A 24,735-nucleotide genomic window follows, 5' to 3' on the forward strand; every position below is an offset into this window, starting at 1 on the left:
CGATACTCGCGAACCGCCTCGGCCGCCGTGGGCGGCTCCTAGCATCGGCGGGGTGGCCGATACGAACACCGCACGCGGGCCGGTCGATACCGCTGACCTCGGCGTCACGCTCATGCACGAGCACGTCTTCATCATGACCACCGAGATCGCGGAGAACTATCCGGAGGGCTGGGGCGATGAGGATCGCCGTGTCAGCGACGCCATTGCCCGGCTCAACGAGCTCAAATCCCGCGGTGTGGACACCGTCGTCGACCTGACCGTCATCGGGCTGGGCCGCTACATCCCGAGGATCGCGAAGATCGCGGCGGCCACCGAGATCAACATCGTGGTGGCCACCGGCCTCTACACCTACAACGATGTGCCGTTCCGGTTTCACTACCAGGGTCCGGGCACCCTGCTCGACGGACCCGAGATCATGACCGAGATGTTCGTCCGCGATATCACCGAGGGCATCGCCGACACCGGCATCAAAGCGGCAATCCTGAAGTGCGCCACCGACGAACCGGGCGTCACCGCGGGGGTGGAGCGGGTGCTGAGAAGCGTGGCCGCCGCGCACCGGGAGACCGGTGTGCCCATTTCCACCCACACCCATGCCGGCAGCCGGCGCGGCCTGGAGCAACAGCGGATCTTCGCCGAGGAGGGCGTCGACCTCAGCCGCGTCGTCATCGGGCACTCCGGGGACAGCACCGACCTGGACTACCTGGAGGAACTCATCGCGCGCGGCTCCTACCTGGGCATGGACCGGTTCGGCATCGATTCGATCCTGCCGTTCGAGCAGCGCGTCGACACGGTGGCCCGGATGTGCGAACGCGGCCACGCCGAGAAGATGGTGCTCTCCCACGACGCGTCCTGCTATTTCGATGCGCTCCCCGAGGACATGGTGTCGGTGGTGATGCCCAACTGGCATTACCTGCACATCCACAACGACGTGATCCCGGCGCTGAAAGAGCGCGGGGTGACCGACGAGCAGCTCAAGACCATGCTGGTCGACAATCCGCGGCGGATCTTCGAACACGGCGGCGGTTACTGAGCGGTGTCGCGCACCGCACTGTCCAGCGGCGCCGAACGACGGTGCCGGGCCTCCCAGCGCAGCAGCGCCTCCCGGCACGGTGACTCGACCAGGGCATAACTGACCGCTGCGATCGCGAAGCCGAAGATCAGCGTCAGCACCAACACCACCGGCATGTGGCCGTTGAACGGGAAATACCCCATGACCGGGAACACCATCGCCAGGGCAGCCAGGTGCCAGATGAACAGCCCGTAGGACCAGCGACCCAGCGTCACCATCACCGGGCTGCCCAGCACCCGGTGCGCGGTGTCGGGAGCGTCGAGCACCAGGGGTGCCAGCAACGTCCCGGCCACGATCGCGCCCATCGTGGTCTTCACCACGAACTGGCCCACCGTTCCCGGCGTCAGCCCCTCCGGGCCGGCCAGCGGCGAGGCCGCGATCAGAAACGCCCCCACCGCCACCGCCGCCATCAACAGCCGGCGCCGCGCCAGCCGGTGCGCCCAGCCGACCCGGCTCACCGACAGCTCGGCCAGCACGATGCCCGCGGCGAACCAGGAGAAGAAGGCCGGTGGCCAGTTGAGCGGGTTCACGCCGTAGGGCGGGTCGAACGGGATCAGCCCCCAGGCCAGGCTCGCCGCCGCCAGCGCGACGACGGCGGGGATGCGCGCACCCACCGGCAGCCGCCGGGCCAGCAGCGCCAGCACCGGTAGCGCGATGTAGAAGCAGACCTCCACCGACAGGCTCCACATCTGGGTGAGCCCGTTGGTCAGCGTCAGCGGAACATAGATCTGGGTGAGCGTCAGATTGGCCAGCCAGACCGTGAAGTCGGCGTTGGTATCGGGCATCAGCGTCAGGATCACGATGACGGCCACCAGGTAGCCGGGCATGATGCGGACCAGCCGCGAGCGCAGGTAATGCCCGGTCGGAGGGCGACGGCGCAGGCCGCGTTCTGCTGCCGCGTGCCCCCGCCACAGCAGGAAGCCCGACAGCGCGAAGAACACGGCGACCGCCAGGTCGAAGCGGCCCAGCAGCCTGCCCGTGACGCCACCGGTGTTGCCGGTCTGGAACGCCACGTGGGTGATGACGACCCCGACCGCGGCGCAGGCCCGCATTCCCTCGACGGCGGGCAGAAAGCTGCGCGCGGCACCTGAGGTGGTGCGATCGCCGGGCGCCGTCATGGGGACCAGTGTGCCTGCCGGCGGGCAGGAGCGAAGCGACCGGGGAATGAGACCGGCGGGCAGGAGCGAAGCGACCGGGGAATGAGACCGGCGGGCAGGGGGCACCACCCGCTTGCGGGGGAGAGCGAAGCGACCGGGGAGTGCAGAAGCCATCGTCACAGTTCTCGCCCTCACAGAGTGCTGTTAGGGTCGTCAGCGACCGAAGGGAGCACGGGTTGAACCGCGCCGTAGCCCTGCGAATTGCCGCATGTGGACTTCTGGGGCTGGGTGCTGCCCTGTTGATCGCAGCCCTGCTGCTGTCCACGTACACCCAAGGCAAGATCGCCAAGATCCCGCTGGATCTCGATGCCGACCTCATGAGTGAGGGCACCGGCACCGCGCTCGATCCGGCGTCGCTGTCCTCGGGGGAAGCGTTCGTCATCAACGAGAACGTCCCGGTGGCGCTGCAGCAGCAGCTCAGCGTGGAGGCTCCGGCCAACGCCGAGGTGGTGACCCTGCAGGTCGGTAGCACGCTGCGGCGCACCGACAAGCAACAGGACGAGGGGCTGCTGCTGGCCCTGGTCGACACCGTCACCCTGGATCGCGCCAGCGCGCTCGCAGTGTCCAGCGACACCAATCCCGGCGGCGCGGTGCAGAAGCCGCGCAGCATCGAAGATGACAACCCGCCGACCAACGTGGCGTTGCCGCACGAGGGACTGTCCTACCGGTTCCCGTTCGACACCGAGAAGAAGACCTACCCCTACTTCGATCCGATCGCGCAGAAGGCGTTCGACGCCAACTACGACGGCGAAGAAGACGTCAACGGACTGACCACCTTCCGGTTCACCCAGAACGTCGGCTACGACGCGGACGGCAAGCTCGTCGAGCCGGTCCGGTACGCCTCGCTGTACGACAACGACGAGGACGGTGAAGTGACCGCCCGCGCGTCGCTGTGGGGTGTGGAAGCCGAGAGCCCCGAAGATCCGATCACCATGACGCGTTACTACGCGGCACAGCGCACCTTCTGGGTGGATCCGGTGACCGGCACCATCGTGCGGGCCAAGGAACACGGATTCCATTACTACGCACGTGACGAGCTCAGGCCCGAGGTGACGTTCGCCGACTACACCGTGAACTCCACCGAGGAGACGGTCGAGTCGCAGGTCGCCGCCGCGCGCGACGAGTCCGATCATCTGGCGTTGTGGAGCCGGGTCCTGCCGATCACCTTCACCGCGCTGGGTCTGGTGGCCCTGGTGGGCGGCGTGCTGCTGGGCTCGTTCGCCTTGCGCGCCGAGTCCGCGCTGATCGATCCCGGCCTCGACGGATCGGACCGCGGCTTCTTCGGCCGGCGTGACGACGAATCCGGGCCGATGCCCGCAGCCGAGGCGCAGACCGAGAAGATCCCCACCCGACGGCCCACCGACCTGCCGCCGGACCGACCGGTCTGACCACCCCTGCATCACCGGCCACCGCCCACCGRCGGTGGATCGCGCCTGCATACGCGTTCGCGCTGGCGCTGATCGTCACCGGGCCACTGCTGGCACCGGGCTACCTGCTGCTGCGGGACGCCGTCTCGACCCCGCGGTCGCACCTCTCCGACGCCGCGCTGGGCCTGACCCAGGCCGCGCCGCGGGCGCTGCCGCAGGACTTCGTGATCGCGCTGCTCTCGCCGGTGATCGACGGCGGCGTGCTGGTGAAGCTGCTGCTGATCGGTGGGCTGTGGTTGGCCGGCTGGGGTGCGGCACGGCTGGTCGCGCAGGTGCTGCCGGAGGCCGGAGTGGCGGGTCAGTGCGTGGCCGCGACGGTGGCCACCTGGAATCCGTATGTCGCCGAGCGGCTGCTGCAGGGGCATTGGAGCCTGTTGGTCGGCTACGGCTGCCTGTCCTGGGTGGCCGCGATGATGCTGCAGCGCCGGTACTGGCCGGCGGTGTTCTGGATCGCGCTGGCGGGCCTGACGCCGACCGGGCTGCTGCTGGCGGCGGTGGTGGCGCTGGTGTGCTGCCGGGGGTGGCGCGATATCGCGATCACCGCGGCGGCGGCGGCCGGTGCGGCACTGCCCTGGCTGGTGGCCGCGGTGGTCGCGGACTCGCTCTCCTCGACGGCCGGTGCCGGGGTGTCGGCGTTCGCGGCCCGCGCCGAGCCCGGTCTCGGGACCCTGGGCAGCCTCGCCGGCCTCGGTGGTATCTGGAATGCCCAGGCGGTACCCGATTCACGCACAACACTTTTCGCGCTGCTGGGCACCGTCGTGCTGTTGGCCACGGTGTGCGCGGGACTACCTGCGGCGATCCGCTGTGCGCAGGCACGCCCCCTGCTGGTGCTTGCCGTGATCGCGGTGGTGCTGCCCGCGGCGATGGCCACCGGGCCCGGGATGGCGGCGCTGGAAGCGGTGATGCGCGCGGTGCCCGGAATGGGCCTGCTCCGGGACGGGCAGAAGTGGGTGGCGCTGGCCGTTCCCGGCTACGCGCTGGCCGCCGCCGGGGTTGCGCGCCTGGGCCGTTCGGCGGCGGTGCTGGGCTGCGTCGCCCTGATCGGGGTGCTGCCCGATCTGGCCTGGGGTGTGGGCGGGCAGGTGCGTTCGGTGACCTACCCGGCGGGGTGGACGACGGTCGTGGCCATGATCAACGCCGACCCGCGACCGGTGGCGGTGCTACCGCCGGACAGCATGCGCCAATTCTCCTGGGCGGGTGAGGCTCCAGTGCTCGATCCGCTGCCCCGCTGGGTGTCCGCCGAGGTACTCAGCAGCGGCGACCTGGTGATCGGCGGGCAGACGGTGCCCGGCGAGGGTGCGCGCGGCCGCGAGGCGACCCAGCTGCTGCTCGACGGGGCCTCCCAGCGTGAGCTGGCCGACGCCGGGATCGGCTGGGTGGTCGACGAATCAGGCTCCGGTGCACTGGATTTGCCGGTGGCCTACCGAGACGGCGACATCGCGCTGTATGACATCGGCGGGACGGCGCCGGCGGCTTCAGGACGTGGGTTGCTGATCACCGCGCACGTGGTGTGGCTGGCGATCCTGATCGGCGCCGGGGTGGGCGCGTTGGTAACGCGACGCCGACCGGTTCTCGTGCCTAGACTGTAATCCTGAAGGCGTTCACCCGCACTTCGCCGTCTGGAATACAGTTTCGGCGCGTGGGTTGGTCAGACGACGCCGCTGACGTAGCGGCCCGCATGCACCGATTCGAGGACGGTGCGCATCGCATCCGCGCTGAGCACCCAGGAGAATTCCGCGCTGCGACTCCGCGCCTTGGCGCCGAGTTCGTCGCGCAGCACCCGGTCGGTGAGCAACCGGCGCAGCCCGTCGACCAGTTCGTCGGGACCGTCCACCAACAATCCGGTGACACCGTCGACGACGGAGTCCGTCAGGCCACCGGAGCTGCGGTAGCCGATGGTCGGCACCCCGTGCTGGGCGGCCTCGATGACGGCCAGCCCCCACCCTTCCTTGCGGGAAGGCATCAGGTGAACCCAACTTTGCTGCACCACATGGTGTTTGGCTTCATCATCGATATGGCCGTGGAAGGTGACGGCATCGGCAATCCCGAGCACGGCGGCGTGGTCGACCAGCCGCTGTTCCCACCAGCCGCCGCCCACGATGTCGAGGTGCAGGTCCGGAATCCGGCGGCGCAGCACCGCGACCGCGTCCAGGGCGTCCTCGATCTGCTTGTGCGGCACCAGCCGTGAGAGCACCGCGACCCGCGGGGTGGCGGAGCGCTGCGCGGTCAGCGATGCCTGCGGCGCCTCATCGACCCCGTTGCGCACCACCGCAATCTGGGCGGGCGCCACACCAAGATCGGTGAGCTCGCGCGCCGAGGGCAGCGACACGGTGACGTACTGATTGCGCCGGTGCAGGGCCGGAGACAGCCGCGATTCGACGAACCAGCCGAACCGGCCGGTGCGCCGGCCTGCCACCGGCCACTGCTCGCGGTGGCAGTGGTGTACCAGCAGCACCGAGCGCGTGCCGTAGGCGAGCCGGGCCAGGAAGGGGATGCCGTTCTGGGTGTCGATGACGACGTCGGGCCGGGCACGGCGCAGCGGCCCCAGCCCGACCCGCGCGGCCACCATCGCCAGCCCCGCCCAGACGTAGACCGAGTAGGGCCCGCCGCCGCGGCTGACCGTCACCCCGTCCAGGCTGTCGCGGCGTGGGGCACCCGGGTAGCGGGCGGTGCGCAGGGTGACCGCCACCCCGGCGTCGGCCAGTTGGGCGCCGATGCGCTGCAGGTAGGCCTCGCTGCCGCCGCCCTGCGGATGCCCGGTGTCGCGCCAGCCCAGCAACAGCACACGCTGCACCTGGGGGTCACGGGATGTTCGGGGCATAACGTCGCCCAGCCTAACCGGCCCGCCGGCAACGCCTCGGCTCGCTGGTGGGCCACGGTTGAACCGTAGGCTGACCCGGTGCGGCCCACCCGTGACTTCGCCCGCCGGGCCACCCTGCGCCGCTCGGTCCGCCTGCTCAGCGCGTTCCGGTTCGAACAGTCCGACCCCGCCCGGTTCTACGGCGCGCTGGCCGAGGACACCGTCGACATGGTCGGTGAGCTGTGGACGGGGCTCAACGCCACCACCCCGGCCGGGCGCACCGCGCTGGACGTCGGCGGTGGCCCCGGGTACTTCGCGTCCGCGTTCACCGCGGCCGGGATGCATTACATCGGTGTCGAACCGGACCCCACCGAGATGCACGCGGGTCCGGCCGGCGAACCGGGCGGGGGCGCCTTCGTCCGGGCCTCGGGCACCGCGCTGCCGTTCGCCGATGACAGCGTCGACATCTGTCTGTCCTCCAATGTCGCCGAGCATGTGCGCCACCCGTGGCTGCTGGGCAACGAGATGCTGCGGGTCACCCGGCCCGGCGGCCTGGCGGTGCTGTCCTACACGGTGTGGCTGGGCCCGTTCGGCGGGCACGAGATGGGATTGACGCATTACCTGGGCGGGGCCAGGGCCGCCGACCGGTACGCCCGCAAGCACGGGCATCGGCCCAAGAACGACTACGGATCGTCGTTGTTCGCGGTGTCGGCGGCCGACGGGTTGCGCTGGGCCGCCAGCACCGGCGCGCTCGTCGCCGCTTTTCCCCGCTACCACCCTCGATGGGCCTGGTGGATGACCGCGGCGCCGGGCCTGCGCGAATTCACGGTGAGCAATCTGGTGCTGGTCCTGCAGCCCTGAACTGCAACAGGTTCTCGTTTCGCCGGATTCTGGGTAATGTGACGTCCATGACACAGACGGCGTTCAAGACAACGTGGGACAAGCTGTTCATCGGTGGCCAGTGGGTCGAACCGTCGACCTCAGAGGTCATCGAGGTCTTCTCCCCCGCGACCGAGCAGAAGGTCGGCCAGGTTCCGCTGGCCGCGAAGGCGGATGTGGACGCCGCGTGCGCCGCAGCGCGCACGGCATTCGACGAGGGCCCGTGGCCGCGGATGTCCCCGAAGGAGCGCGAGGCGGTCCTCGCCAAGGCCGTCGAGCTGATCGAGGCCCGCGCCGAAGAGTTCAAGCATCTGCTCAAGCTGGAGACCGGCCAGCCGCAGACCATCGTCGACATGATGCAGTACGGCGCGGCGATGTCGACGCTGCAGTTCTACGCCTCCGGTGCCGACAAGTTCGCCTGGCAGGACATCCGCGACGGGCTCTACGGCCAGACCCTGGTGCTCAAGGAGCCCATCGGCGTCGTCGGCGCCGTCGTGGCCTGGAATGTGCCGTTCTTCCTGGCCGCCAACAAGCTGGGCCCGGCCCTTCTGGCCGGCTGCACCATCGTGCTCAAGCCCGCCGCCGAAACCCCGTTGACCACCAACCTGATGGCCGACGTGTTCGCCGAGGCCGGCCTACCCGAGGGTGTGCTCTCGGTGGTGCCCGGTGGTGTCGAGACCGGTCGTGCGCTGACCGACAACCCGGCGCTGGACAAGTTCACTTTCACCGGGTCGAGCGCGGTCGGCAAGGAGATCGGCAAGATCGCCGCCGAGAAGCTCAAGCCGTGCACGCTGGAACTCGGCGGCAAGTCCGCCGCGATCATCCTGGAGGACGCCGACCTGGACTCGACGTTGCCGATGCTGATCTTCTCGGGCCTGATGAACTCCGGGCAGGCCTGTGTCGGGCAGACCCGCATCCTGGCGCCGCGGTCGCGCTATGACGAGGTCGTCGAGAAGGTCGCCGCTGCGGCGGCCGGTATGCAGGCAGGCACGCCCGACGATCCGGCCGCGATGATCGGGCCGCTGATCTCGGAGAAGCAGCGCGAGCGTGTCGAGGGCTACATCAAGAAGGGTGTCGACGAGGGCGCGCGCATCGTCACCGGCGGCGGCCGGCCCGAGGGCCTGGACAGCGGCTGGTTCGTGCAGCCCACCGTGTTCGCCGATGTCGACAACTCGATGACCATCGCCCAGGAGGAGATCTTCGGACCCGTCCTGGTGGTCATCCCCTTCGACGACGAGGCCGACGCGGTGCGCATTGCCAACGACTCGGTGTACGGGCTGGCCGGTTCGGTGTACACCACCGATTACGGCAAGGCCGTGGAGATCGCCAAGCAGATCCGCACCGGCACATACGGAATCAACATGTACGCCTTCGATGCGGGTGCGCCGTTCGGTGGGTACAAGAACTCCGGTATCGGTCGCGAGTGTGGCCCCGAGGGCATCTCGGGCTACTGCGAGTCCAAGAGCGTGCTGCTGCCGTTCGGGTACACCCCGGAGCAGTAGCTCCACCATCTTCTCTGCGCAAGCAGACACGAATGGCTCCCAAAACCGCGGTTTTGGGGGCCATTTGCGTCTTCTCACCAGCTAATTCGCCGTGTGCGGTGCGCTGCGGATCACAGTTTCGCCGGTTGACGGGCCGGGTAGACAGCGCCGTCACACTTACAACAGAAAGCACCAGCCCATGAAACGTGATGTGAGAGCCGAACTCGATGTGGACATCACCGCGCCGACCACCCTCGAATTCCAGATCGCCGTCGCTCCACACCCTGGTGCCGAGGTCACCGAATCGCTGACGTTCGTGTTGAACGGCAAGGAGATTCAAGCCCGCGAACTGTCCAGCGCGCACGGCACCCGGATCCATGTCTTCAACGCACCCGAGGGCAACCTCAAGGTCGACTACACCGCGACGGTGATCGGTCAGACCGAACCCGCGCCGGTGGCCGATGTCGACCTGTCCACCTACCTACGGCCCAGCCGGTACGCCGAGGCGGACAAATTCTTCGGTTTCGCCGCAACCGAATTCGGCCAGTACGCCGACTCGGCCACCTTGTTGGAGAAGGTGTCCTCCTGGGTGGGCACCCGGCTCAGCTACGTGCCCGGATCCAGCGATCCCATCGACGGCGCGGCGGACACCCTGTTGGCCGGGGCCGGGGTGTGCCGCGACTACGCGCACCTGGTGGTCGCGTTGCTGCGGGCGGTGAACGTGCCGGCCCGCTTGGTGGCGGTCTACGCGCCCGGGTGCTCGCCGATGGACTTCCACGCCGTCGCCGAGGCCTATGTCGACGGGCAGTGGCGCGTGGTCGACGCGACGTGCCTGGCCCCCAGGCAGAGCATGGTGCGGATCGCCACCGGCCGCGATGCCGCGGACACGGCCTTCCTGGACAACCACAAGGGTTCCATCACGCTGAACAGCGCGACGGTGACCGCCGTCGTCGACGGCGACCTCCCCCAGGATTCGATCGATCAGCTGGTGTCGATCCGCTGAGGCCCGGCGAAACCCGCGTACCCGGGGTTCCGGCGGCCCGGATTGCCCCGGGTACGCGAGTTTCGGCGAAGGGTCAGAACGCATCCTCCGGCAGGTCCATCGCACCCAGCTGCATCGACTCGATGACGGCGCGGTCCGAGGACAGCCGCGGAAGGATGTGCCGGGCGAAGAACTCCGCCACCCCGACCTTTCCCTCGTAGAAGGCGCGGTCGCGATCCGGTGCGCCCTCATCGAGCGCATCGAGGGCGATCTCGGCGTGCTCCAGCAGCAACCAGCCGATCAGCAGGTCACCGATGGCCATCAGGAACGGCACCGAGGCCAGGCCCACCCGGTACAGCTCGCGGGGCTCCTGCTGCGACTCGACCAGGTAGCCGATCAGCGCGCCGACCATGCCCTGGGCGTCGCCGACCGCCGTCGCCAAAGCCCCTCTGCCATCGGCGATCTCGGGCCGGGCGGTGTCCTTGTCCAGGAAGGCCTGCACCCGGCCCAGCAGGTGTGACAACGCGGCGCCCTGGTCGCGGGCGATCTTGCGGAAGAAGAAGTCCTGCGCCTGGATCGCGGTGGTGCCCTCGTASAGCGAGTCGATCTTGGCGTCGCGGATGTACTGCTCGAYCGGGTAGTCCTGCAGGWAGCCGGACCCACCGAAGGTCTGGAGCGAATCGGTGAGGTAGCGGTAGGCGCGTTCGGACCCGAACCCCTTGACGATGGGCAGCAGCAGATCGTTGACGTGTTCGGCCATCCGGGCGTCCGCCCCGGACACGATGGCCGCGACGCTCGGGTCCTGATGCGCCGCGGTGTACAAGTAGAGCGCGCGCAGACCCTCGGCGTAGGCCTTCTGTGTCAGCAGCGAACGGCGCACATCCGGGTGGTGCAGGATCGTCACCCGCGGCGCGGTCTTGTCCGTCATCTGGGTGAGGTCCGCGCCCTGCACGCGGGTCTTGGCGTACTCGAGGGCGTTCAGGTAACCCGTGGACAGTGTCGCGATCGCCTTGGTACCCACCATCATTCGCGCATACTCGATAATCTTGAACATCTGGGCGATACCGCTGTGCTCATCGCCCACCAGCCAGCCGACGGCCGGCGTGCCGTGCTGACCGAAGGTGAGCTCACACGTCGCGGAAGCCTTGAGCCCCATCTTGTGCTCCAGGTTGGTGACGTAGACGCCGTTGCGCTCACCGATCTCACCGGTCTGCGGGTCGAAGAGGAACTTCGGCACGAAGAACAGCGACAACCCCTTGGTGCCCGGGCCCGCGCCGGCGGGCCGGGCGAGCACCGCATGCACGATGTTCTCGTAGATATCCCCGGTGTCACCGTTGGTGATGAACCGCTTGACGCCGTCGAGGTGCCACGAACCGTCGGGCTGCTCGACGGCCTTGGTGCGTCCCGCGCCCACATCGGAGCCGGCATCCGGTTCGGTGAGCACCATGGTGCCGCCCCAGTTGCGTTCGGCCATCAGCGACGCCCAGTGCTTCTGCTGTTCGTTGCCGAGGCCGTGGACGATGTCGGAGAGCACCGGTCCGGAGTGACAGATGTAGGCCGCGGGCTGCGCGCCCAGTGCGAACTCACCGATGGCCCAGGTGAGCATGGCCGGCGCGGGCAGTCCACCCACGGCCTCGTCGAGCCCGACCCGGAACCACTCGCCGTCCTGCCAGGCCTGCAGCGCGGCCTTGAACGGTTCGGGGTAGCTGACGGTGTGCGTCGACGGGTCGAATGTGGGTGGGTTGCGGTCGGTTTCGGCGAACGCCTCGGCCAGCGGCCCTTCGGCGAGCCGGGCAGCTTCGCTGAGCATCTCACGGACCGACGCACCGTCGAGGTCGCCGAAGTCACCGGTTGCCAGCGCTTTGTCGATGCTCAGCGCCTCGAACAGGTTGAACTCGACATCACGGACGTTGGAAATGTAGTGCCCCATGCCGGTGAGAATAATCCGGCAACCGGCTCACGTCCCAACGATTCGGATAGCTGTGAATGCCGCACCGCGTCGGGTGTTCATCAGTTGTTCACGTGCGACCTGCGGGTATGCCGGAATATCGGATGCCGACCTCGGCGTTCATTCTTTATGCTTGACCCATAGAACAGGAGGGGCACCGATGTTGCTCATCGAGCTCAACGTCGCCGGCCGTCGCTTCACCCGACAGCTGGGTGATCGCCGACGCCCCGTGGAACTGCTCAACCGGCTCAACCGGCAGTTACGGTCCTCGCGCGCCGCTTAGGCGGCCGTGCGCCAGCGCGCACAGACGAATTCACCGTTGCGACCCACGTCGGCCAATACCCATTCCGAGCGCATCGGTAGCAGCCGCGCACCGGCCCCCAATGTGCACGGCGCGTAGGTGACCACCATCTCGTCGACCAGGCCTGCGGCCACGAATTGCGCCGCGGTCCGACCACCACCGACCACCCAGACATCCTTGTCCCCCGCGGCGGCCAACAGTTCGCCGTGCAGCCTCGTGATGTCGCCGTCGAACGTCTGCACCGGGTGCCCGTCCTGCACGATCCCGGGCCTGCTGGTGAGCACCCAGCTGGGCTGCGAGTACATCCACTGCCCCGGTTGATTTTTGACGATCCACTCGTAGGTGGATGATCCCATGGCCAGCGCGCCGATATCGGCGACGAAGGCCTCGTACCCGAACGGTCCGTTCGGGTCGAAATCACGGGTCAGCAGCCAATCCAGGCTGTCGTTCTCGTCGACGATGAACCCGTCCAGGGTGGAGGCCGTGAAGTAGATCGTTGCCATGTCAGTCCTTTCGCATCCATTCGAGTGGGTCGCCGCGGTGCACCGTGATGCCGTGGCGGATCAGCATGGCGCGCACCACTTCCCGGCGATGCGCCGAGTAGGTGAGGACGTGCGCGATGATGCCGTACAGCTGGAAGGATTCGGGTGGATCGCACAGCGCGTCGATCACGGTGTCGGCCAGCCGGCCCTGCTCGCCATGGTCGCGCACCATCGCCGTCCAGCGCGCCGACACCTCGTCGTGGTCGGYGGCCAATTGCCGGACCGAGCGGACACCGGGATGGGCGGGCTGGTCGCGGCCCTCGATGCTGGCCAGCCAGACCTCCTTGGTCCACACCAGCGCACCGAGCACCGCCGCGACGCTGGGCTCCTCGCCGTCCCAGTCCAGGATCACCTGGCCGGGTGAGACGGCTTCGGCCCATTGAGATTCCGACAACACGGCGGCCGCGCCGATGAGCGCCGCCGTGTCGGCGACATCGTGCGCGATCATCAGCAGCGAGATGTCGGGGCGCTGCGCGTCGCCGGGGCTGTCCAGCCACAGCGACTCCGGCGGATGGAAATGCACCCCGTTGGGGGCGGGCAGCCGGAACCCGACGTCGGTGGCCTGCGACGGCGGCACCCCGAACGCGCGCCGGAACGCGCGGGAGAACACCTCCGGTGCCGACCATCCCTCGTCGAGGGCCACCGCGGCCACACCTTCCCCGCGCTGCAGCCGCCACGCCGCTCGTTCCAGCATCACGCGGCGGCGCAGCGCGGCGGGCGGTTCGCCGGTGAGCCGGCTGACCTCGCGGGAGAAGTGGAACTCCGAGGCGAAGCTGCTGCGGGCCATGTCGGCGACGTCGGTGTTGCCGCTGTCGACGACCGAGTCGAGCAGCTCACGGAGCCGGTCACGGCGCGGCACATTCGGCTGAACACTCACAGCTTCCGAGTATCGCGGCAGACGCCGACCGGCGACATGACTATTCCTGCTGGAGAACCAGCATTCCCGTGTCGCTGCGCTCCAGCCCGCCGAACTAGACTCCGGAACCGGTGAGTGAATTCGATGCGCTGTGCGCCAACGACGGTGACCTGGCCGACCTACGACTCAAGGTTCGGCAGTTCGTGCGCGCCGACCGGGAGAGCTTCGGCTGGCAGCCCGAGATCGACTCCTGGCTGACCAGCTGGGACGCCGGATTCAGCGAACGGCTGGCCGACGCCGGTTTCGTCGGGCTGACCATCCCCACCGAGTACGGCGGGCACGGGCGGGGGTTCCTGGACCGCTACGTCGTCACCGAGGAACTGCTCGGGGCGGGCGCCCCGGTGGCCGCCCACTGGTTCGCCGACCGTCAAGTCGCGCCGTCACTGCTGAGCTACGGCAGCGAGGAGCAGCGCCGACGGCTGCTGCCCGGTATCGCGGCCGGCCGGCTGTACTCGGCGATCGGGATGAGCGAACACGGCGCCGGCTCCGACCTGGCCGCCACCGCCACCCGCGCCACCCGCACCGACGACGGCTGGGTGCTCAACGGCACCAAGGTGTGGACCAGCGGCGGGCACCGCGCCCAGTTTGCGATCGTGCTGGCCCGCACCAGCCCGCTGGATCCCGACCACCGGCATGCCGGCTTCAGCCAGTTCATCGTCGCCCTCGATGCTCCCGGCATCACCATCAGCCCGATCATCACGCTGGACGGCCACCACCATTTCAACGAGGTGACCTTCGACGATGTCGCCGTCGGTGACGCCGACGTGCTGGGCGAGGTCGGCGACGGCTGGCATCAGGTCACCGCCGAACTGGGTTTCGAACGCAGCGGCCCGGAGCGCATCCTGTCCACCGCGATCCTGATCTTCGGGGTCATCCGAGCGCTCGGCGCCCAGGATGTCGACGACCGTACCGCCGCGGAGGTCGGCGACCTGATGGGGCGGGTGATGGCGTTGCGGCAGCTGTCGGTCTCGGTCGCCCGGGCGTTGTCCGACGGCCAGGACGCGGCGACACGGGCCGCCCTGGTGAAGGATCTGGGAACGCGTTTCGAGCAGCAGTCGGTGGAGCTGTGCGCGGACCTGCTGGAGTACGTCGACGACGATCGGGACCTACGGACGATTCTCGGCACCGCGCGTCAGCATTCGCCGATGTTCACGCTGCGCGGCGGGACCAACGAGGTGCTGCGCGGTGTGATCGCCCGCGGTCTGGGGGTGCGATGAGCGAGTTGGATGAGCTGAAGCAACTGGTCGACGACATCGGCCGCCGGTCCTATGACGCGCAGTTCGGCAAGCGCCGGCTGCCCGAGGTGTTCGACGCCGACCTGTGGCGCACGCTCGATGAATCCGGGCTGACCCGGGTCACCACCGAGCAGGAAGCCGGGCCGCGCGAGGCCGCCGTCGTGCTGGCCGGACTGGCCCGCCACAGCGCCGCCGTGCCGATCGCCGAGACCGATCTGCTGGCGGGCTGGCTGGCCGGGGAAGCGGGGCTGGAGATTCCGGCCGGTCCGCTCACGGTGGCGATCGGCGCCGGCGGGACTGCCCGTGAGGTGCCGTGGCCGTCGGACGCCGCGATCGTCCTGGCCGCCCGTGAGTCCGACGGACTGTATGTCGGTCTGCTGGACGACCCCGAGGTCACCCTCGGGCACAACCTGGCCGGGGAGCCCCGCGGCACCCTGGCCTACGGAACCGACGGGCTGACCCGGCTGGAGCCGGCCGTCGCGGACGAACTGGTGCGCCGCGGCGCGTGGGCGCGGTGCGTGCAGATCGTCGGCGCCTTCGATTCCGCATTGGAGCTCACCGTCGCCCACGCTGGCGAGCGGGTGCAGTTCGGCCGCGCGTTGAGCAAGTTCCAGGCCGTGCAGCACTCACTGGCCGCCATGGCCGGTGAGATCGAACAGGCAAGGGCGGCAACGGATCTGGCCACCGCCGCGGTGACCGATCATGGCTTCGGCAGCAGCCGGGCCGATTACGCGGTGACGATCGCCAAGATCGCCGTCGGCCGGGCCGTCACCCCGGTGACGACCATCGCCCATCAGCTACACGGCGCCATCGGCGTCACCATCGAGCACCAGTTGTGGTCGGCGACGATGCGGGCGCGCAGCTGGTCCGACGAGTTCGGCAGCACCGCGTCCTACGCCCGGCGTCTGGGACGGCTGGCGCTCGACGCCGCCGATCCGTGGGACGTGCTGATCAGCTGTCCGTGACCCTCAGGTGTCCAAGACCTGACCGATCCGGGCCTCCACATCGCCGAGCCCGGACACGTCGATGCCGAATCGGTTGACCAGCTGGTCGACCACGTCGGCGGCGGAGCTCAGCCGGATCTTCTCGGTGTCCCTGCCGGAGTGGATGGCGAGATTGCGGCCGCGCAGGTTCCAGCGGGCGTCGTCGGTGACCAGCGCGGCGGACAGCCCGACGACGAAGACGGCGTGGGGATAGGTCGAGGAGTACCAGCTGCCGATGCTCAGATCGACCAACGGCTGGGTGCGCAGGCTGAACTGATAGAGCGGCTGCCATTCGCCGCGCACCTGCGCCTGGAGTTGCAGGCCCTCCGGATGCTCGATGAGGCGATAGGGCTCATGCCGGGTCTGCTGCACCGGCCCGGCCTCCAGCCGGATCGGCGAGGACAGCGTCTGACCGCCGAAGCCCACGTCGACCAGGAAGCGTCCGTCTGCACCGGGCACGGCGACCGCCAGCACGTTGTGGGTCAGCCCGGACTGCGGCGCGCCCGGCGGCTGCATCCACACCACCCGGCCGGCCAGCCGGTCCACCTCGTACCCGAGCGCCTCCAGCGCGTAGCCCATGACACCGTTGTTCTCGTAGCAGTAGCCGCCACGGCGGCGGCGCACCAGCTTGGCGGTCAGCGCCTCGGCGCTGAGGTCGTGCACCGGGATACCCATCAGCGGGTCGAGATTCTCGAACGGGATGGACCGGTTGTGCGCGGCGACCAAGCCGTGCAGGGTGTCCAATGTCGGCTCCGCCGGCCCCTGGTAGCCGATCCGAGCGAGGTAGGCAGCGATGTCCGGTGTCATGCCCTCATCCTGTGGCCTCAACCCCGGTTCAGGTCAACGGCCCTTTGACCGCCTACCGGTTCCATGCGAAACTAGAACACGTTCTAGTTTCTACATCGGAGGCATCCCATGAGCTCGCCCGATATCGATCCCACCGAGATCACCAAGTTCGACCCCAGCCTCACCGAGCGGGTGATGGGGCTGCTGCGGCCGTTCCTGAAGGCGTATCACCGCTCCGAGGTCCGCGGTCTGGAGAACTTCCCCAACGGCGGCGCGCTGGTGGTGTGCAACCACTCCGGCGGCATGTTCCCCATGGATGTGCCCATTTTCGCGGCCGACTTCTACGAGCGGTTCGGCTACGGGCGCCCGGTCTACACGTTGAGCCACGCCATGCTGATGATCGGGCCCACCGGCGACTTCTTCAAGAAGACCGGCTTCATCCTCGCCAGCCACGAGAACGCCGATGAAGCGCTGCGCTCCGGCGGAGTCGTGGTGGTGTTCCCCGGCGGCGACTACGACGTCTACCGTCCCAGCAGCGAAGCCAACAAGATCGACTTCGACGGCCGCCAGGGTTACGTGCGCGCGGCCATCAATGCCGGGGTGCCCATCGTGCCGATGGTCGGCATCGGCGGGCAGGAGACCCAGCTGTATCTGTCCCGGGGCACCTGGCTGGCCAAGCGGCTCGGCCCGATCGCCCGGCTGGCGCGCACCAAGATCGTCCCGCTGTCCTTCGGTTTCCCGTTCGGGCTGTCCGCCGTGGTCCCGATGAACGTGCCGCTGCCCGCCAAGATCGTCATGCAGGTGCTGCCGCCGGTCGATATCGAGGCCCAGTTCGGCGAAACCCCCGATATCGACGAGGTCGACGCGCATGTCCGCCGCGTCATGCAGGGCGCCCTGGACGAACTGGCCGCCGAACGTCGCCTGYCGGTCATCGGCTGATGGGGCTGTTCGACCTCCCCCGTCGCTTCGCTCGCCCCACCGTCGACCGGGTCACCGATACGGCCGGCCTGATCGGCACCATGGTGCGCGCCGGTGTCATCGCACCGCTGCGACCCGACAAGTATCTGCGCATCGGCGCGGCAATGGCCCGCGAGAACATGGGCATCACTTCGGGTTTCGCCAGCGCCGCGCAACGCTGCGGTGACCGGGTCGGCCTCATCGACGAGCTCGGGGCGCTGACCTGGCGCGAGATCGACCAGCGCGCAGACGCGTTGGCGGCAGGGTTGCAGGCGCTGCCCTCCGGAGAGCCGCACGTCCTGGGCATCATGGCCCGCAACCACCGCGGTTTCGTCGAAGCGCTGATCGCGGCCAACCGCATCGGCGCCGACGTGCTGCTGCTCAACACGTCCTTCGCCGGTCCGGCGCTGGCCGAGGTGTGGGAACGCGAATCCGCCGGCCGCACCGGCGCGGTCATCTACGACGAGGAGTTCGCCCCGACCCTCGACCGTGCACTGGCCGACGCCCCGGAGGTGGCCCGCATCGTCGCCTGGACCGATACCGCGCAGACCGGGCTCACCGTGGCGCAGCTGATCACCGCGCACGCCGGGCAACAACCCCGACGCGCCAAGGAGAAGTCCAAGGTCATCCTGCTGACCTCGGGGACCACCGGAACACCCAAGGGCGCCAAGCATTCCGGGGGCGGACCCGAGGTGCTCAAGGCCATCCTGGACCGCACCCCATGGCACACCGAGGAGCCGGTGGTCGTCGCCGCGCCGATGTTCCACGCCTGGGGGTTCTCCCAGCTGGCCTTCGCCGCCTCGATGGCCTGCACCGTCATCACCCGCCGCAAGTTCGATCCGGAGGCCACCCTCGCGCTGGTGGACACCCACCGGGCCACCGGGTTGTGTGTCGTGCCGGTGATGTTCGACCGCATCGTCGAGTTGCCCGACGAGATCCGCAACCGCTACAGCGGGCGCACCCTGCGCTTCGCCGCGGCATCCGGTTCCCGGATGCGTCCCGACGTCGTCACCAAGTTCATGGATCAGTTCGGCGATGTCATCTACAACAACTACAACGCGACCGAGGCCGGCATGATCGCCACCGCGACGCCGACCGATCTGCGCGCCGCACCGGACACCGCCGGAAAACCGGCCGAGGGCACCGAGATCCGGATCCTGGACCCCGACCTGCGCGCGCTACCGCCCGGCGAGACCGGCACCATCTACGTGCGCAACTCGACCCAGTTCGACGGTTACACCTCGGGCAAGACCAAGGACTTCCACGACGGGTTCATGAACTCCGGTGACGTCGGCTACCTGGACGTCGACGGCCGGCTGTTCGTGGTGGGCCGCGATGACGAGATGATCGTGTCCGGCGGTGAGAACGTCTACCCCATCGAGGTGGAGAAGACGCTGGTGACCCACGACGCGGTGGCCGAGGCCGCCGTCATCGGAGCGGACGACGAACAGTTCGGTCAGCGGCTGGTCGCCTTCGTGGTGCTGCGCGGCCCCGACGCCTCCGTGACCGCCGATGTTTTGAAACAGTATGTCCGGGACAATCTGGCCAACTACAAGGTGCCGCGGGACATCACCATCCTGGATGAGTTGCCGCGCAACAGCACCGGAAAGATTCTGCGCAGTGAACTTGAGGACCGCATTACGGGTTAGGCCCAGGCCGCTGCTGGGCGCGCTGGCCGAGCTGACCAACGCCGCCAACGCGGTACGCCCGTTGGGCCGGAAGGGTTACAGCACCCTGCCGACGTTCGCGTTCGGCTGGCCGACATCGGAGAACGCTCCGCTGCTGTTCACCGGTTCGGTGCTGGACGTGATCCGGCGCGCCCTGCTGGGTCATTACCGAACCCGCAACGGGCGGATCTCGTTGGCGGTCAAGGCCATCACCTGGGGACTGCTGGCGTTGCTGCAGCGCCGGGAGGCGGAGTCGAAGCGGTACTTCGAGGATCCGTTGAAGGCAGCCCTCGGTGCGGACTATCTGGAGTCCAAGGAACCCGAGCGCCGCCCGCGCGGTGTCTTCGGAACCGGCTGGACACGTCGGCGCTACGTGCACGAGACGGCCCGCTACGGGCCGCACGGCCCCAACCTCGCCGATATCTGGATGCGGCCCGACCTGCCCCGCGACGGCAAGGCGCCGGTGCTGCTGCAGATCCCCGGCGGCGCCTGGATGATCGGGATGCGGCGCCCGCAGGCCTATCCGATGCTGAGCAGACTGGCCGAGCGCGGCTGGATCTGTGTGTCGATCGGTTACCGGATCAGCCCGAAATACACCTGGCCCGACCACATCGTGGACGTCAAACAGGCGATCGCCTGGGTGAAGGAGAACATCGCGGCCTACGGCGGTGATCCCGAATCCGTGTACATCAGCGGCGGTTCGGCGGGCGGGCACCTGACGGCGCTGGCCGCCCTCACCCCGAACGACCCGAAGTGGCAGCCCGGGTTCGAGGACGCCGACACGTCGGTGGCCGCGGCGGTGCCGATCTACGGTCGTTACGACTGGTTCACCGATACCGGCAACGGCAGGCCGGAGTTCATCAAGATCCTGGAGAAGTTCATCGTCAAGCTGCCGTTCACGCAGAACCGGCAGGTGTTCCTGGACGCCTCACCGATCACGCTGGTGCACGAGGATGCGCCGCCGTTCTTCGTGCTGCACGGTGAGGACGATTCGGTGATCCCGGTGCGCGAGGGCCGCGAATTCGTGAAGGCGCTCAAGGGCGTTTCGAAGGCACCGGTCGTCTACGCCGAGATCCCGCACGCCCAGCACGCGTTCGATTTCTTCGGTTCCGCGCACGGGCACAACACCGCGGCCGCGGTGGAGCGATTCCTGAACTGGGTGCGCGGCTGACCCAGCCTGCCGAACGGCCACCTGGTGCACGCTTTTTCGCGGTCAGCGTGTCATGACCGGCCGCTGGGCCTCAGCACAACGTCGTGTGGCGGCAGACCGACGGTGGTGGTGGCGGAAGCTGTGGCGGCGGCGGTAACTGCGGCCGCGGAAGTTGCGGCGGCGGTGGCAGCCGGGGCGGCGGTGGCAGCCGCGGGCCACCGTTGCCGCCGGTGTCGCTCGCCGGCGGTGGTGCCGGAGCGGGCTCGGCCGGCGCCGGGGGCCTGGCCGGAGGCAACGGGCCGGGCGGGGCCTCGGGCCCGGAGGCCGCGGGCAGCCCCGACATCGCCCAGATGGCAATCGGCTGCGGGTCGAGCATGTAATTCGCGGGAGCGGCGGTGAGCTGCAACTGCGTCGGCAGGACACCGGGTCTGACGTGGAAGAACACCCACCCGGTCACGTCGCCGATCACCCGCGCGGGCAGCGGGCGCGATTTCAGGACGACCGGCCGGGACGGGGGGATCTGTTCCCCGCCGCTGACCAACAGGCGGAAACCGCCGTTCGGGCCCGTTGCGTCGATGGGGGCGGACACATCGGCGAAGGAGACTTCGATGCCGAGTTCCTGCTCGTCGACGGAGTCCTGACGGACCAGGGCCATGGTGTCGGCGCGCGGGGTGACGGTGGCGCCCTTCGCGGTCAGCGGGGCACCCAGCAGCGCAGTGCCGGGAAGAATGGACACCTCGGGGTGCTCGGCGTCCGAATTCGTCGCGGTGGACGAACTCGCCGGTGCCGAATGAGGGGCCGGTCCGTAGGAGCAGCCGGTGACCAGGACCGGCGCCACGACGACCGCGGCCACGGCGCCCAGGAGTTTCATGACGTCATTCTCGCCCATCCCCGACGCCGGGGCGCGACCATGTCACGTCAGCGCGGTCTCGATGACCGTCAGTTCCTCGGAAATCCCTGCCGCATGCCGAATGTCGCGGAGCTCCTGGACCATCGCGTCGGTCACCTCGTGCGGATCCTTGACCGTGTCGGTGTCGGAGATGACCGAGATGTTGAGCTGGTCCACATAGCTCCACACGGTGATGTTCAGACCGCTGGCCGCGGTCAGCGGACCGACCGAGTAGATCTCGGTGACGGTGGCGCCGCCGACCTTGCCCTGTTCACGCGGGCCGGGCACATTCGAGATGTTGAGGTTGAGCACCTTGTTCTGGCCGTCCTTGTCCGACAGCCGGCGGAACAGCGCCTCCACGGCGGCCGGCGGCATGTAGGAGGCCCAGCGGGCCACCAGTTCGGGCCCGATCAACTGGCTGCTCTCCTTGGCCAGCGATGCGGCCGCACTGGCCTGACGTACCCGCTCCAGGACGTCGGGTTCGTCGACCGGCAGCGCCATCAGCACGCCGGTGAACCGGTTGCCCGAGATGCGATCGGGTGAGAAGTCGAAACTCATCGGCACCGAGGCCAGCAGCGGATGGTCGGCCTTGCCCTCGTATTCCAGTTGCAGTTTGCGCAACGCACCGGAGGACATCGCCAGCACCATGTCATTGATGGTGGCGCCCAGCTGTTTTCCGGTCGACTTCACGTCGGCCAGCGCGAGCGAGGCGGTCGCGAACCGGCGTCCGGGGGTCAGCACATGATTCATGAAGCTCGGCGGCGGAGTGAACGGTCTGGTCAGTTCCGGACCGAACTTGTGCTGGCTGCGGCGCACCCTGGCGACACCGCCGGCGGTGTATTTGACCAGGCCCGGGATCCGCCCGATCTGGCGCAGGTGGTCGGTGAAGGCCGTGCGCACCAGCTCGGACCTGGACGGGTCGGGATCGGTGGCGTAGGAGTCGCGTTCCCGCTGCGGACCTTCCTGCAGATCCATCCCGCGGGCGAGCAGATTGGCCGAGGCCACCCCGTCGGCCAGCGCGTGGTGGATCTTGCCGACCACGGCGATCCGGTCGTCGGCGAGTCCCTCGACGAAGTACATCTCCCACAGCGGCCGGCTGCGGTCCAGCGGAGTGCTGGCGATCTCTCCGATGGCTTCGTCGAGTTCGCGGCGGCCGCCGGGGGCGGCGACCCGCCACGGCCGAACGTGGTACTCCAGATCGACGTCGGTGTTCTCCCGCCACATCGGGTGGTGGAATTTGAACGGGATGTCGACGAGCTGATAGCGGAACGGGTCCAGCTTGTAGAGCCTGCCGTGCAACACATTACGGAAGTCCTCGACGCCGAAAGTGCGGTCGCCGAGCCCGTGCAGGTCGATGATGGCGATCTTCAAGGTGTGCATGTGCACGTTGGGCGCTTCCGTGTACAGCAGGAACGCGTCCCAACCGCTGAGCCTTTTCACCGGCTATTCCTCCCCTGCCTGGAGGAGTCTATATAACCGCCTTGGCCTTGCGTGCCGCCGAGTTTCGGTGGATCTGGTTGAGGAACAGTCCGATTGCCTTCGCCATCGCGCCGGTACGGGCACCGTCGGTCATGTCGAACCCGTGACCCGCGCCGGGGAACTCGACGTAACTGACCGGTGCGGCCGAGGTGGTTTCGAGACGGTCGACGAAGCTTCGTGCCTGGTCGACCGGGATCACGGTGTCCCCGCTGCCGTGGATGACCAGGAACGGCGGGGCGTCGCGGTGCACCCTGGCGATCGGGGACGCCTGCCGGAAGATCTCGGGATGACGGCCGATCTTGCGGCCGACGACGACGCGTTCCAGGAAGTCGACGAATCGATCCCGCTCGACGGTGGAGCGGTCCTCCCAGTCATAACGGCCGTAGATGCCGACGACGGCGTCCACCGAGGTGTCCGCGTCGTCCGGCAGATCGCCCTGCAGTTCAGGATCATTCGGCGTCAGCCCGGCCAGTGCCGCCAGGTGCCCGCCCGCCGAGCATCCCGCGATGGCCACGAAGTTGCGGTCACCGCCGAACTTGTCGACATTGGCCCGCGCCCACGCGATTGCCGCTTTCACATCGGTCATGTGGCGCGGCCAGCGGTGGTGTGGCGCCACCCGGTAATCGATGGACAGGCAGACCCAGCCCTGCTCGGCCAGGTGCGACAGCATCGCGTAACCCTGCAGCATGCGGCTGCCGTGCACCCAGGCACCGCCCGGGACGAACAGCAGCACCGGTGCGGGCTCGCTGGGCAGTTCCGCGGGACGCCACACGTCCAGCAGTTGCATCGGGTGGTCGCCGTAGCGCACCGAGGTGCGGTGCACGTTGCGCCGGTACTCCATGGTGTTCCACAGCGGCGGCAGCTGCTCGGGGGCCGGCCAATCCCCGGCCAGGTCGGCTGCGGGGACCACGCTGCGCAATCCGTCCTTGGCGACCGTCACCGTCTGGTCGCGCTCGGCCTTGCGCACCGCCCCGTTTCCGGGCGCGAACCAGGCTTTGGCGGTCGACGACATCATCTCGGGGAACTGACGAAAACCCCACACGCCCATGGCGGCCAGGCCACCGAGTGGCTCGAGTTGCTTGCCGATCACCGGCAGCGAAGCCGAAGCCACGGATAATGCGAGCATACGGTCCGCGTGATTGGCCTTCAGCAACCAGCGTGCGCGGCTCATCAGCGTGGGTCCGGGGTACCGGGTGTCCGGTGTGGCCGTCATCACGCGAGCGTACCCGCGCAGCCCCCTCCCTAAGCAGACATTCTCGAGGATCTGTCTACACAGCCGTCAAATTGTGATCCGCATCACGAACGACCGCGTAGGTGGTGCCGGTAACTTCAATTCATCATGAGCAAGTCTGCGCTGGCCATCACCGAAGAACACCAGGATCTCGCCGCCGCGGCCATCGGGCGGCTCCAACGCTCCGGCAGCCGCGCCGCCGCCCGCGTCACCCTCGATCAACCCGGCAGCTATCCGCGCGAAATCTGGTCCGCAGGAGCAGAACTGGGCTGGAACGGGTTGGCATTGGCCGAAGAGTTCGGCGGATCGGGCTTCGGGCTCGCCGAGTTGGCGATCATCGCCGAGATCACCGGCCGCGAGCTCACCCCGGGCCCATTCCTGCCGACCGTGGCCGCGGCCCTGGTGATCGACCGGTGCGCCCCCGATTCCGTGCGGGCCCAGCTTCTCCCGGGCCTGGCCGACGGCAGCACCGTCGCGGCCCTCGGTCTCAACGGGCAGGTGAACATGGAGTCCGATCTGACCGCCACCGCCCAGTGGCCCGCGGTCCTCGGTGCCCCGGATGCCGATGTGCTGGTGCTCGCGGCCGGCGAGGACCTGGTGGTGGTCGAGGCGGCCGCCGACGGAATCACCGTCACCGCACTGCCGTCACTGGACACCACCCGCTCGGTCGGGTCGGTGGCGATGCGGGGCGCCGCGATCTCCGCCGACCGGGTGCTGCGCGGCGCGGCCCGCCACGCCCGCACCGTGTTCCGCATCCTGGCCGCTGCGGAGTCCGTCGGTATCAGCTGGGCCACCCTGGACATGGCCGTCGAGTACGCCAAGGTCCGTGAGCAGTTCGGCCGTACCATCGGTACCT

General features: G+C 68.7%; 22 protein-coding genes. 13 read left to right on the forward strand and 9 right to left on the reverse strand.

The window, feature by feature from the left end; genetic code table 11:
* The first annotated feature begins 52 nt into the window (after window positions 1–52).
* Entirely contained in the window at window positions 53–1,030 is a 978-nt protein-coding gene (locus AC1DTF_RS20920) for a phosphotriesterase family protein (protein WP_477475448.1), read from the forward strand.
* On the opposite strand, the gene AC1DTF_RS20925 is transcribed toward AC1DTF_RS20920, so the two are convergent.
* Window positions 1,024–2,187 (reverse strand): acyltransferase family protein, encoded by a 1,164-nt coding sequence (locus tag AC1DTF_RS20925; protein WP_477475449.1) that lies wholly within the window; start codon window positions 2,185–2,187, stop codon window positions 1,024–1,026. The genes AC1DTF_RS20920 and AC1DTF_RS20925 overlap by 7 nt on opposite strands.
* A 215-nt stretch (window positions 2,188–2,402) precedes the next feature.
* On the opposite strand from AC1DTF_RS20925, the gene pgfA reads away from it, so the two are divergent.
* On the forward strand, window positions 2,403–3,614 hold the full coding sequence (gene pgfA / locus AC1DTF_RS20930; RefSeq protein ID WP_057169902.1) for a cell envelope lipid trafficking protein PgfA: 1,212 nt from the start codon (window positions 2,403–2,405) through the stop codon (window positions 3,612–3,614).
* Between the two features lie 38 nt (window positions 3,615–3,652).
* Window positions 3,653–5,242, forward strand: coding sequence for an MmpA family trehalose lipid delivery protein (locus tag AC1DTF_RS20935; protein WP_477475466.1), 1,590 nt, complete (start codon window positions 3,653–3,655; stop codon window positions 5,240–5,242).
* A gap of 59 nt (window positions 5,243–5,301) precedes the next feature.
* Here AC1DTF_RS20935 and AC1DTF_RS20940 read toward each other — a convergent pair whose 3' ends face one another.
* Entirely contained in the window at window positions 5,302–6,474 is a 1,173-nt protein-coding gene (locus tag AC1DTF_RS20940; protein ID WP_477475450.1) for a glycosyltransferase family 4 protein, read from the reverse strand.
* Window positions 6,475–6,552: 78 nt separating this feature from the next.
* Between AC1DTF_RS20940 and AC1DTF_RS20945 the strand changes: the two genes are divergently transcribed.
* The 3 genes from AC1DTF_RS20945 to AC1DTF_RS20955 all read left to right on the forward strand — a co-directional run bounded on the left by AC1DTF_RS20945 (window position 6,553) and on the right by AC1DTF_RS20955 (window position 9,816).
* A complete protein-coding gene (locus AC1DTF_RS20945; protein WP_477475451.1) occupies window positions 6,553–7,314 on the forward strand; it encodes a class I SAM-dependent methyltransferase in 762 nt (253 codons plus the stop codon).
* A 47-nt stretch (window positions 7,315–7,361) separates the two neighbouring features.
* Complete coding sequence (locus AC1DTF_RS20950; protein ID WP_477475452.1) at window positions 7,362–8,834, forward strand: aldehyde dehydrogenase; 1,473 nt, start codon at window positions 7,362–7,364, stop codon at window positions 8,832–8,834.
* Between the two features lie 178 nt (window positions 8,835–9,012).
* Window positions 9,013–9,816 (forward strand): transglutaminase-like domain-containing protein, encoded by an 804-nt coding sequence (locus tag AC1DTF_RS20955; protein WP_477475453.1) that lies wholly within the window; start codon window positions 9,013–9,015, stop codon window positions 9,814–9,816.
* 73 nt (window positions 9,817–9,889) lie between these two features.
* On the opposite strand, the gene AC1DTF_RS20960 is transcribed toward AC1DTF_RS20955, so the two are convergent.
* A complete protein-coding gene (locus AC1DTF_RS20960) occupies window positions 9,890–11,725 on the reverse strand; it encodes an acyl-CoA dehydrogenase (RefSeq protein WP_477475454.1) in 1,836 nt (611 codons plus the stop codon).
* Between the two features lie 178 nt (window positions 11,726–11,903).
* Between AC1DTF_RS20960 and AC1DTF_RS20965 the strand changes: the two genes are divergently transcribed.
* A complete protein-coding gene (locus AC1DTF_RS20965) occupies window positions 11,904–12,026 on the forward strand; it encodes a hypothetical protein (RefSeq protein ID WP_268766330.1) in 123 nt (40 codons plus the stop codon).
* Here AC1DTF_RS20965 and AC1DTF_RS20970 read toward each other — a convergent pair.
* Both AC1DTF_RS20970 and AC1DTF_RS20975 read right to left on the reverse strand, forming a co-directional pair.
* Window positions 12,023–12,547 (reverse strand): dihydrofolate reductase family protein, encoded by a 525-nt coding sequence (locus AC1DTF_RS20970; protein WP_477475455.1) that lies wholly within the window; start codon window positions 12,545–12,547, stop codon window positions 12,023–12,025. The genes AC1DTF_RS20965 and AC1DTF_RS20970 overlap by 4 nt on opposite strands.
* A 1-nt stretch (window position 12,548) precedes the next feature.
* The gene (locus tag AC1DTF_RS20975) at window positions 12,549–13,463 is read right to left on the reverse strand and encodes a helix-turn-helix domain-containing protein (RefSeq protein ID WP_477475456.1); all 915 of its coding nucleotides are present in this window, start codon (window positions 13,461–13,463) and stop codon (window positions 12,549–12,551) included.
* 110 nt (window positions 13,464–13,573) lie between these two features.
* Here AC1DTF_RS20975 and AC1DTF_RS20980 point away from each other — a divergent pair, with 110 nt between their 5' ends.
* Together AC1DTF_RS20980 and AC1DTF_RS20985 are read left to right on the forward strand one after the other, a co-directional pair.
* Window positions 13,574–14,719 (forward strand): acyl-CoA dehydrogenase family protein, encoded by a 1,146-nt coding sequence (locus tag AC1DTF_RS20980; RefSeq protein WP_477475457.1) that lies wholly within the window; start codon window positions 13,574–13,576, stop codon window positions 14,717–14,719.
* Window positions 14,716–15,702, forward strand: coding sequence for an acyl-CoA dehydrogenase family protein (locus tag AC1DTF_RS20985; RefSeq protein WP_477475458.1), 987 nt, complete (start codon window positions 14,716–14,718; stop codon window positions 15,700–15,702). Before AC1DTF_RS20980 ends, AC1DTF_RS20985 begins: the two co-directional genes overlap by 4 nt.
* A gap of 3 nt (window positions 15,703–15,705) precedes the next feature.
* On the opposite strand, the gene AC1DTF_RS20990 is transcribed toward AC1DTF_RS20985, so the two are convergent.
* Window positions 15,706–16,527 carry an arylamine N-acetyltransferase family protein gene (locus AC1DTF_RS20990; RefSeq protein WP_477475459.1) on the reverse strand — a complete coding sequence of 274 codons (822 nt, stop codon included), beginning with the start codon at window positions 16,525–16,527 and terminating at the stop codon, window positions 15,706–15,708.
* A 108-nt stretch (window positions 16,528–16,635) separates the two neighbouring features.
* On the opposite strand from AC1DTF_RS20990, the gene AC1DTF_RS20995 reads away from it, so the two are divergent.
* From AC1DTF_RS20995 to AC1DTF_RS21005, 3 genes are read left to right on the forward strand one after another with little or no spacing between them, the layout of a single operon-like run.
* Entirely contained in the window at window positions 16,636–17,445 is an 810-nt protein-coding gene (locus tag AC1DTF_RS20995; protein ID WP_477475460.1) for a 1-acyl-sn-glycerol-3-phosphate acyltransferase, read from the forward strand.
* The gene (fadD12, locus tag AC1DTF_RS21000; RefSeq protein WP_477475461.1) at window positions 17,445–19,112 is read left to right on the forward strand and encodes an acyl-CoA ligase FadD12; all 1,668 of its coding nucleotides are present in this window, start codon (window positions 17,445–17,447) and stop codon (window positions 19,110–19,112) included. Before AC1DTF_RS20995 ends, fadD12 begins: the two co-directional genes overlap by 1 nt.
* Window positions 19,090–20,301: an alpha/beta hydrolase gene (locus AC1DTF_RS21005; RefSeq protein WP_477475467.1), complete on the forward strand. Its 1,212-nt coding sequence runs from the start codon at window positions 19,090–19,092 to the stop codon at window positions 20,299–20,301. Before fadD12 ends, AC1DTF_RS21005 begins: the two co-directional genes overlap by 23 nt.
* A gap of 70 nt (window positions 20,302–20,371) precedes the next feature.
* On the opposite strand, the gene AC1DTF_RS21010 is transcribed toward AC1DTF_RS21005, so the two are convergent.
* From AC1DTF_RS21010 to AC1DTF_RS21020, 3 genes are read right to left on the reverse strand one after another with little or no spacing between them, the layout of a single operon-like run.
* Window positions 20,372–21,151: a hypothetical protein gene (locus tag AC1DTF_RS21010; RefSeq protein WP_477475462.1), complete on the reverse strand. Its 780-nt coding sequence runs from the start codon at window positions 21,149–21,151 to the stop codon at window positions 20,372–20,374.
* A 42-nt stretch (window positions 21,152–21,193) separates the two neighbouring features.
* The gene (locus AC1DTF_RS21015; protein WP_057169917.1) at window positions 21,194–22,609 is read right to left on the reverse strand and encodes a WS/DGAT/MGAT family O-acyltransferase; all 1,416 of its coding nucleotides are present in this window, start codon (window positions 22,607–22,609) and stop codon (window positions 21,194–21,196) included.
* A 28-nt stretch (window positions 22,610–22,637) separates the two neighbouring features.
* A complete protein-coding gene (locus AC1DTF_RS21020) occupies window positions 22,638–23,861 on the reverse strand; it encodes an alpha/beta hydrolase (protein WP_057169918.1) in 1,224 nt (407 codons plus the stop codon).
* A gap of 126 nt (window positions 23,862–23,987) precedes the next feature.
* On the opposite strand from AC1DTF_RS21020, the gene AC1DTF_RS21025 reads away from it, so the two are divergent.
* A partial coding sequence (locus tag AC1DTF_RS21025) for an acyl-CoA dehydrogenase family protein (protein ID WP_477475463.1) occupies window positions 23,988–24,735 on the forward strand: 748 nt, incomplete at its 3' end.

The organism is Mycobacterium sp. P4_H6 (assembly GCF_056400845.1).

What these genes read in the sequence shown, in the direction of transcription:
- AC1DTF_RS20985 (WP_477475458.1), top strand. Translation starts at nt 14,716, where the DNA reads ATGAGCGAGTTGGATGAGCTGAAGCAACTGGTCGACGACATCGGCCGC.
- fadD12 (WP_477475461.1), top strand. Translation starts at nt 17,445, where the DNA reads ATGGGGCTGTTCGACCTCCCCCGTCGCTTCGCTCGCCCCACCGTCGAC.
- AC1DTF_RS20950 (WP_477475452.1), top strand. Translation starts at nt 7,362, where the DNA reads ATGACACAGACGGCGTTCAAGACAACGTGGGACAAGCTGTTCATCGGT.
- AC1DTF_RS20990 (WP_477475459.1), bottom strand. Translation starts at nt 16,527, where the DNA reads ATGACACCGGACATCGCTGCCTACCTCGCTCGGATCGGCTACCAGGGG.
- AC1DTF_RS20970 (WP_477475455.1), bottom strand. Translation starts at nt 12,547, where the DNA reads ATGGCAACGATCTACTTCACGGCCTCCACCCTGGACGGGTTCATCGTC.
- AC1DTF_RS20955 (WP_477475453.1), top strand. Translation starts at nt 9,013, where the DNA reads ATGAAACGTGATGTGAGAGCCGAACTCGATGTGGACATCACCGCGCCG.
- AC1DTF_RS20925 (WP_477475449.1), bottom strand. Translation starts at nt 2,187, where the DNA reads ATGACGGCGCCCGGCGATCGCACCACCTCAGGTGCCGCGCGCAGCTTT.
- AC1DTF_RS20965 (WP_268766330.1), top strand. Translation starts at nt 11,904, where the DNA reads ATGTTGCTCATCGAGCTCAACGTCGCCGGCCGTCGCTTCACCCGACAG.
- AC1DTF_RS20940 (WP_477475450.1), bottom strand. Translation starts at nt 6,474, where the DNA reads ATGCCCCGAACATCCCGTGACCCCCAGGTGCAGCGTGTGCTGTTGCTG.
- AC1DTF_RS21020 (WP_057169918.1), bottom strand. Translation starts at nt 23,861, where the DNA reads ATGACGGCCACACCGGACACCCGGTACCCCGGACCCACGCTGATGAGC.
- AC1DTF_RS21010 (WP_477475462.1), bottom strand. Translation starts at nt 21,151, where the DNA reads ATGAAACTCCTGGGCGCCGTGGCCGCGGTCGTCGTGGCGCCGGTCCTG.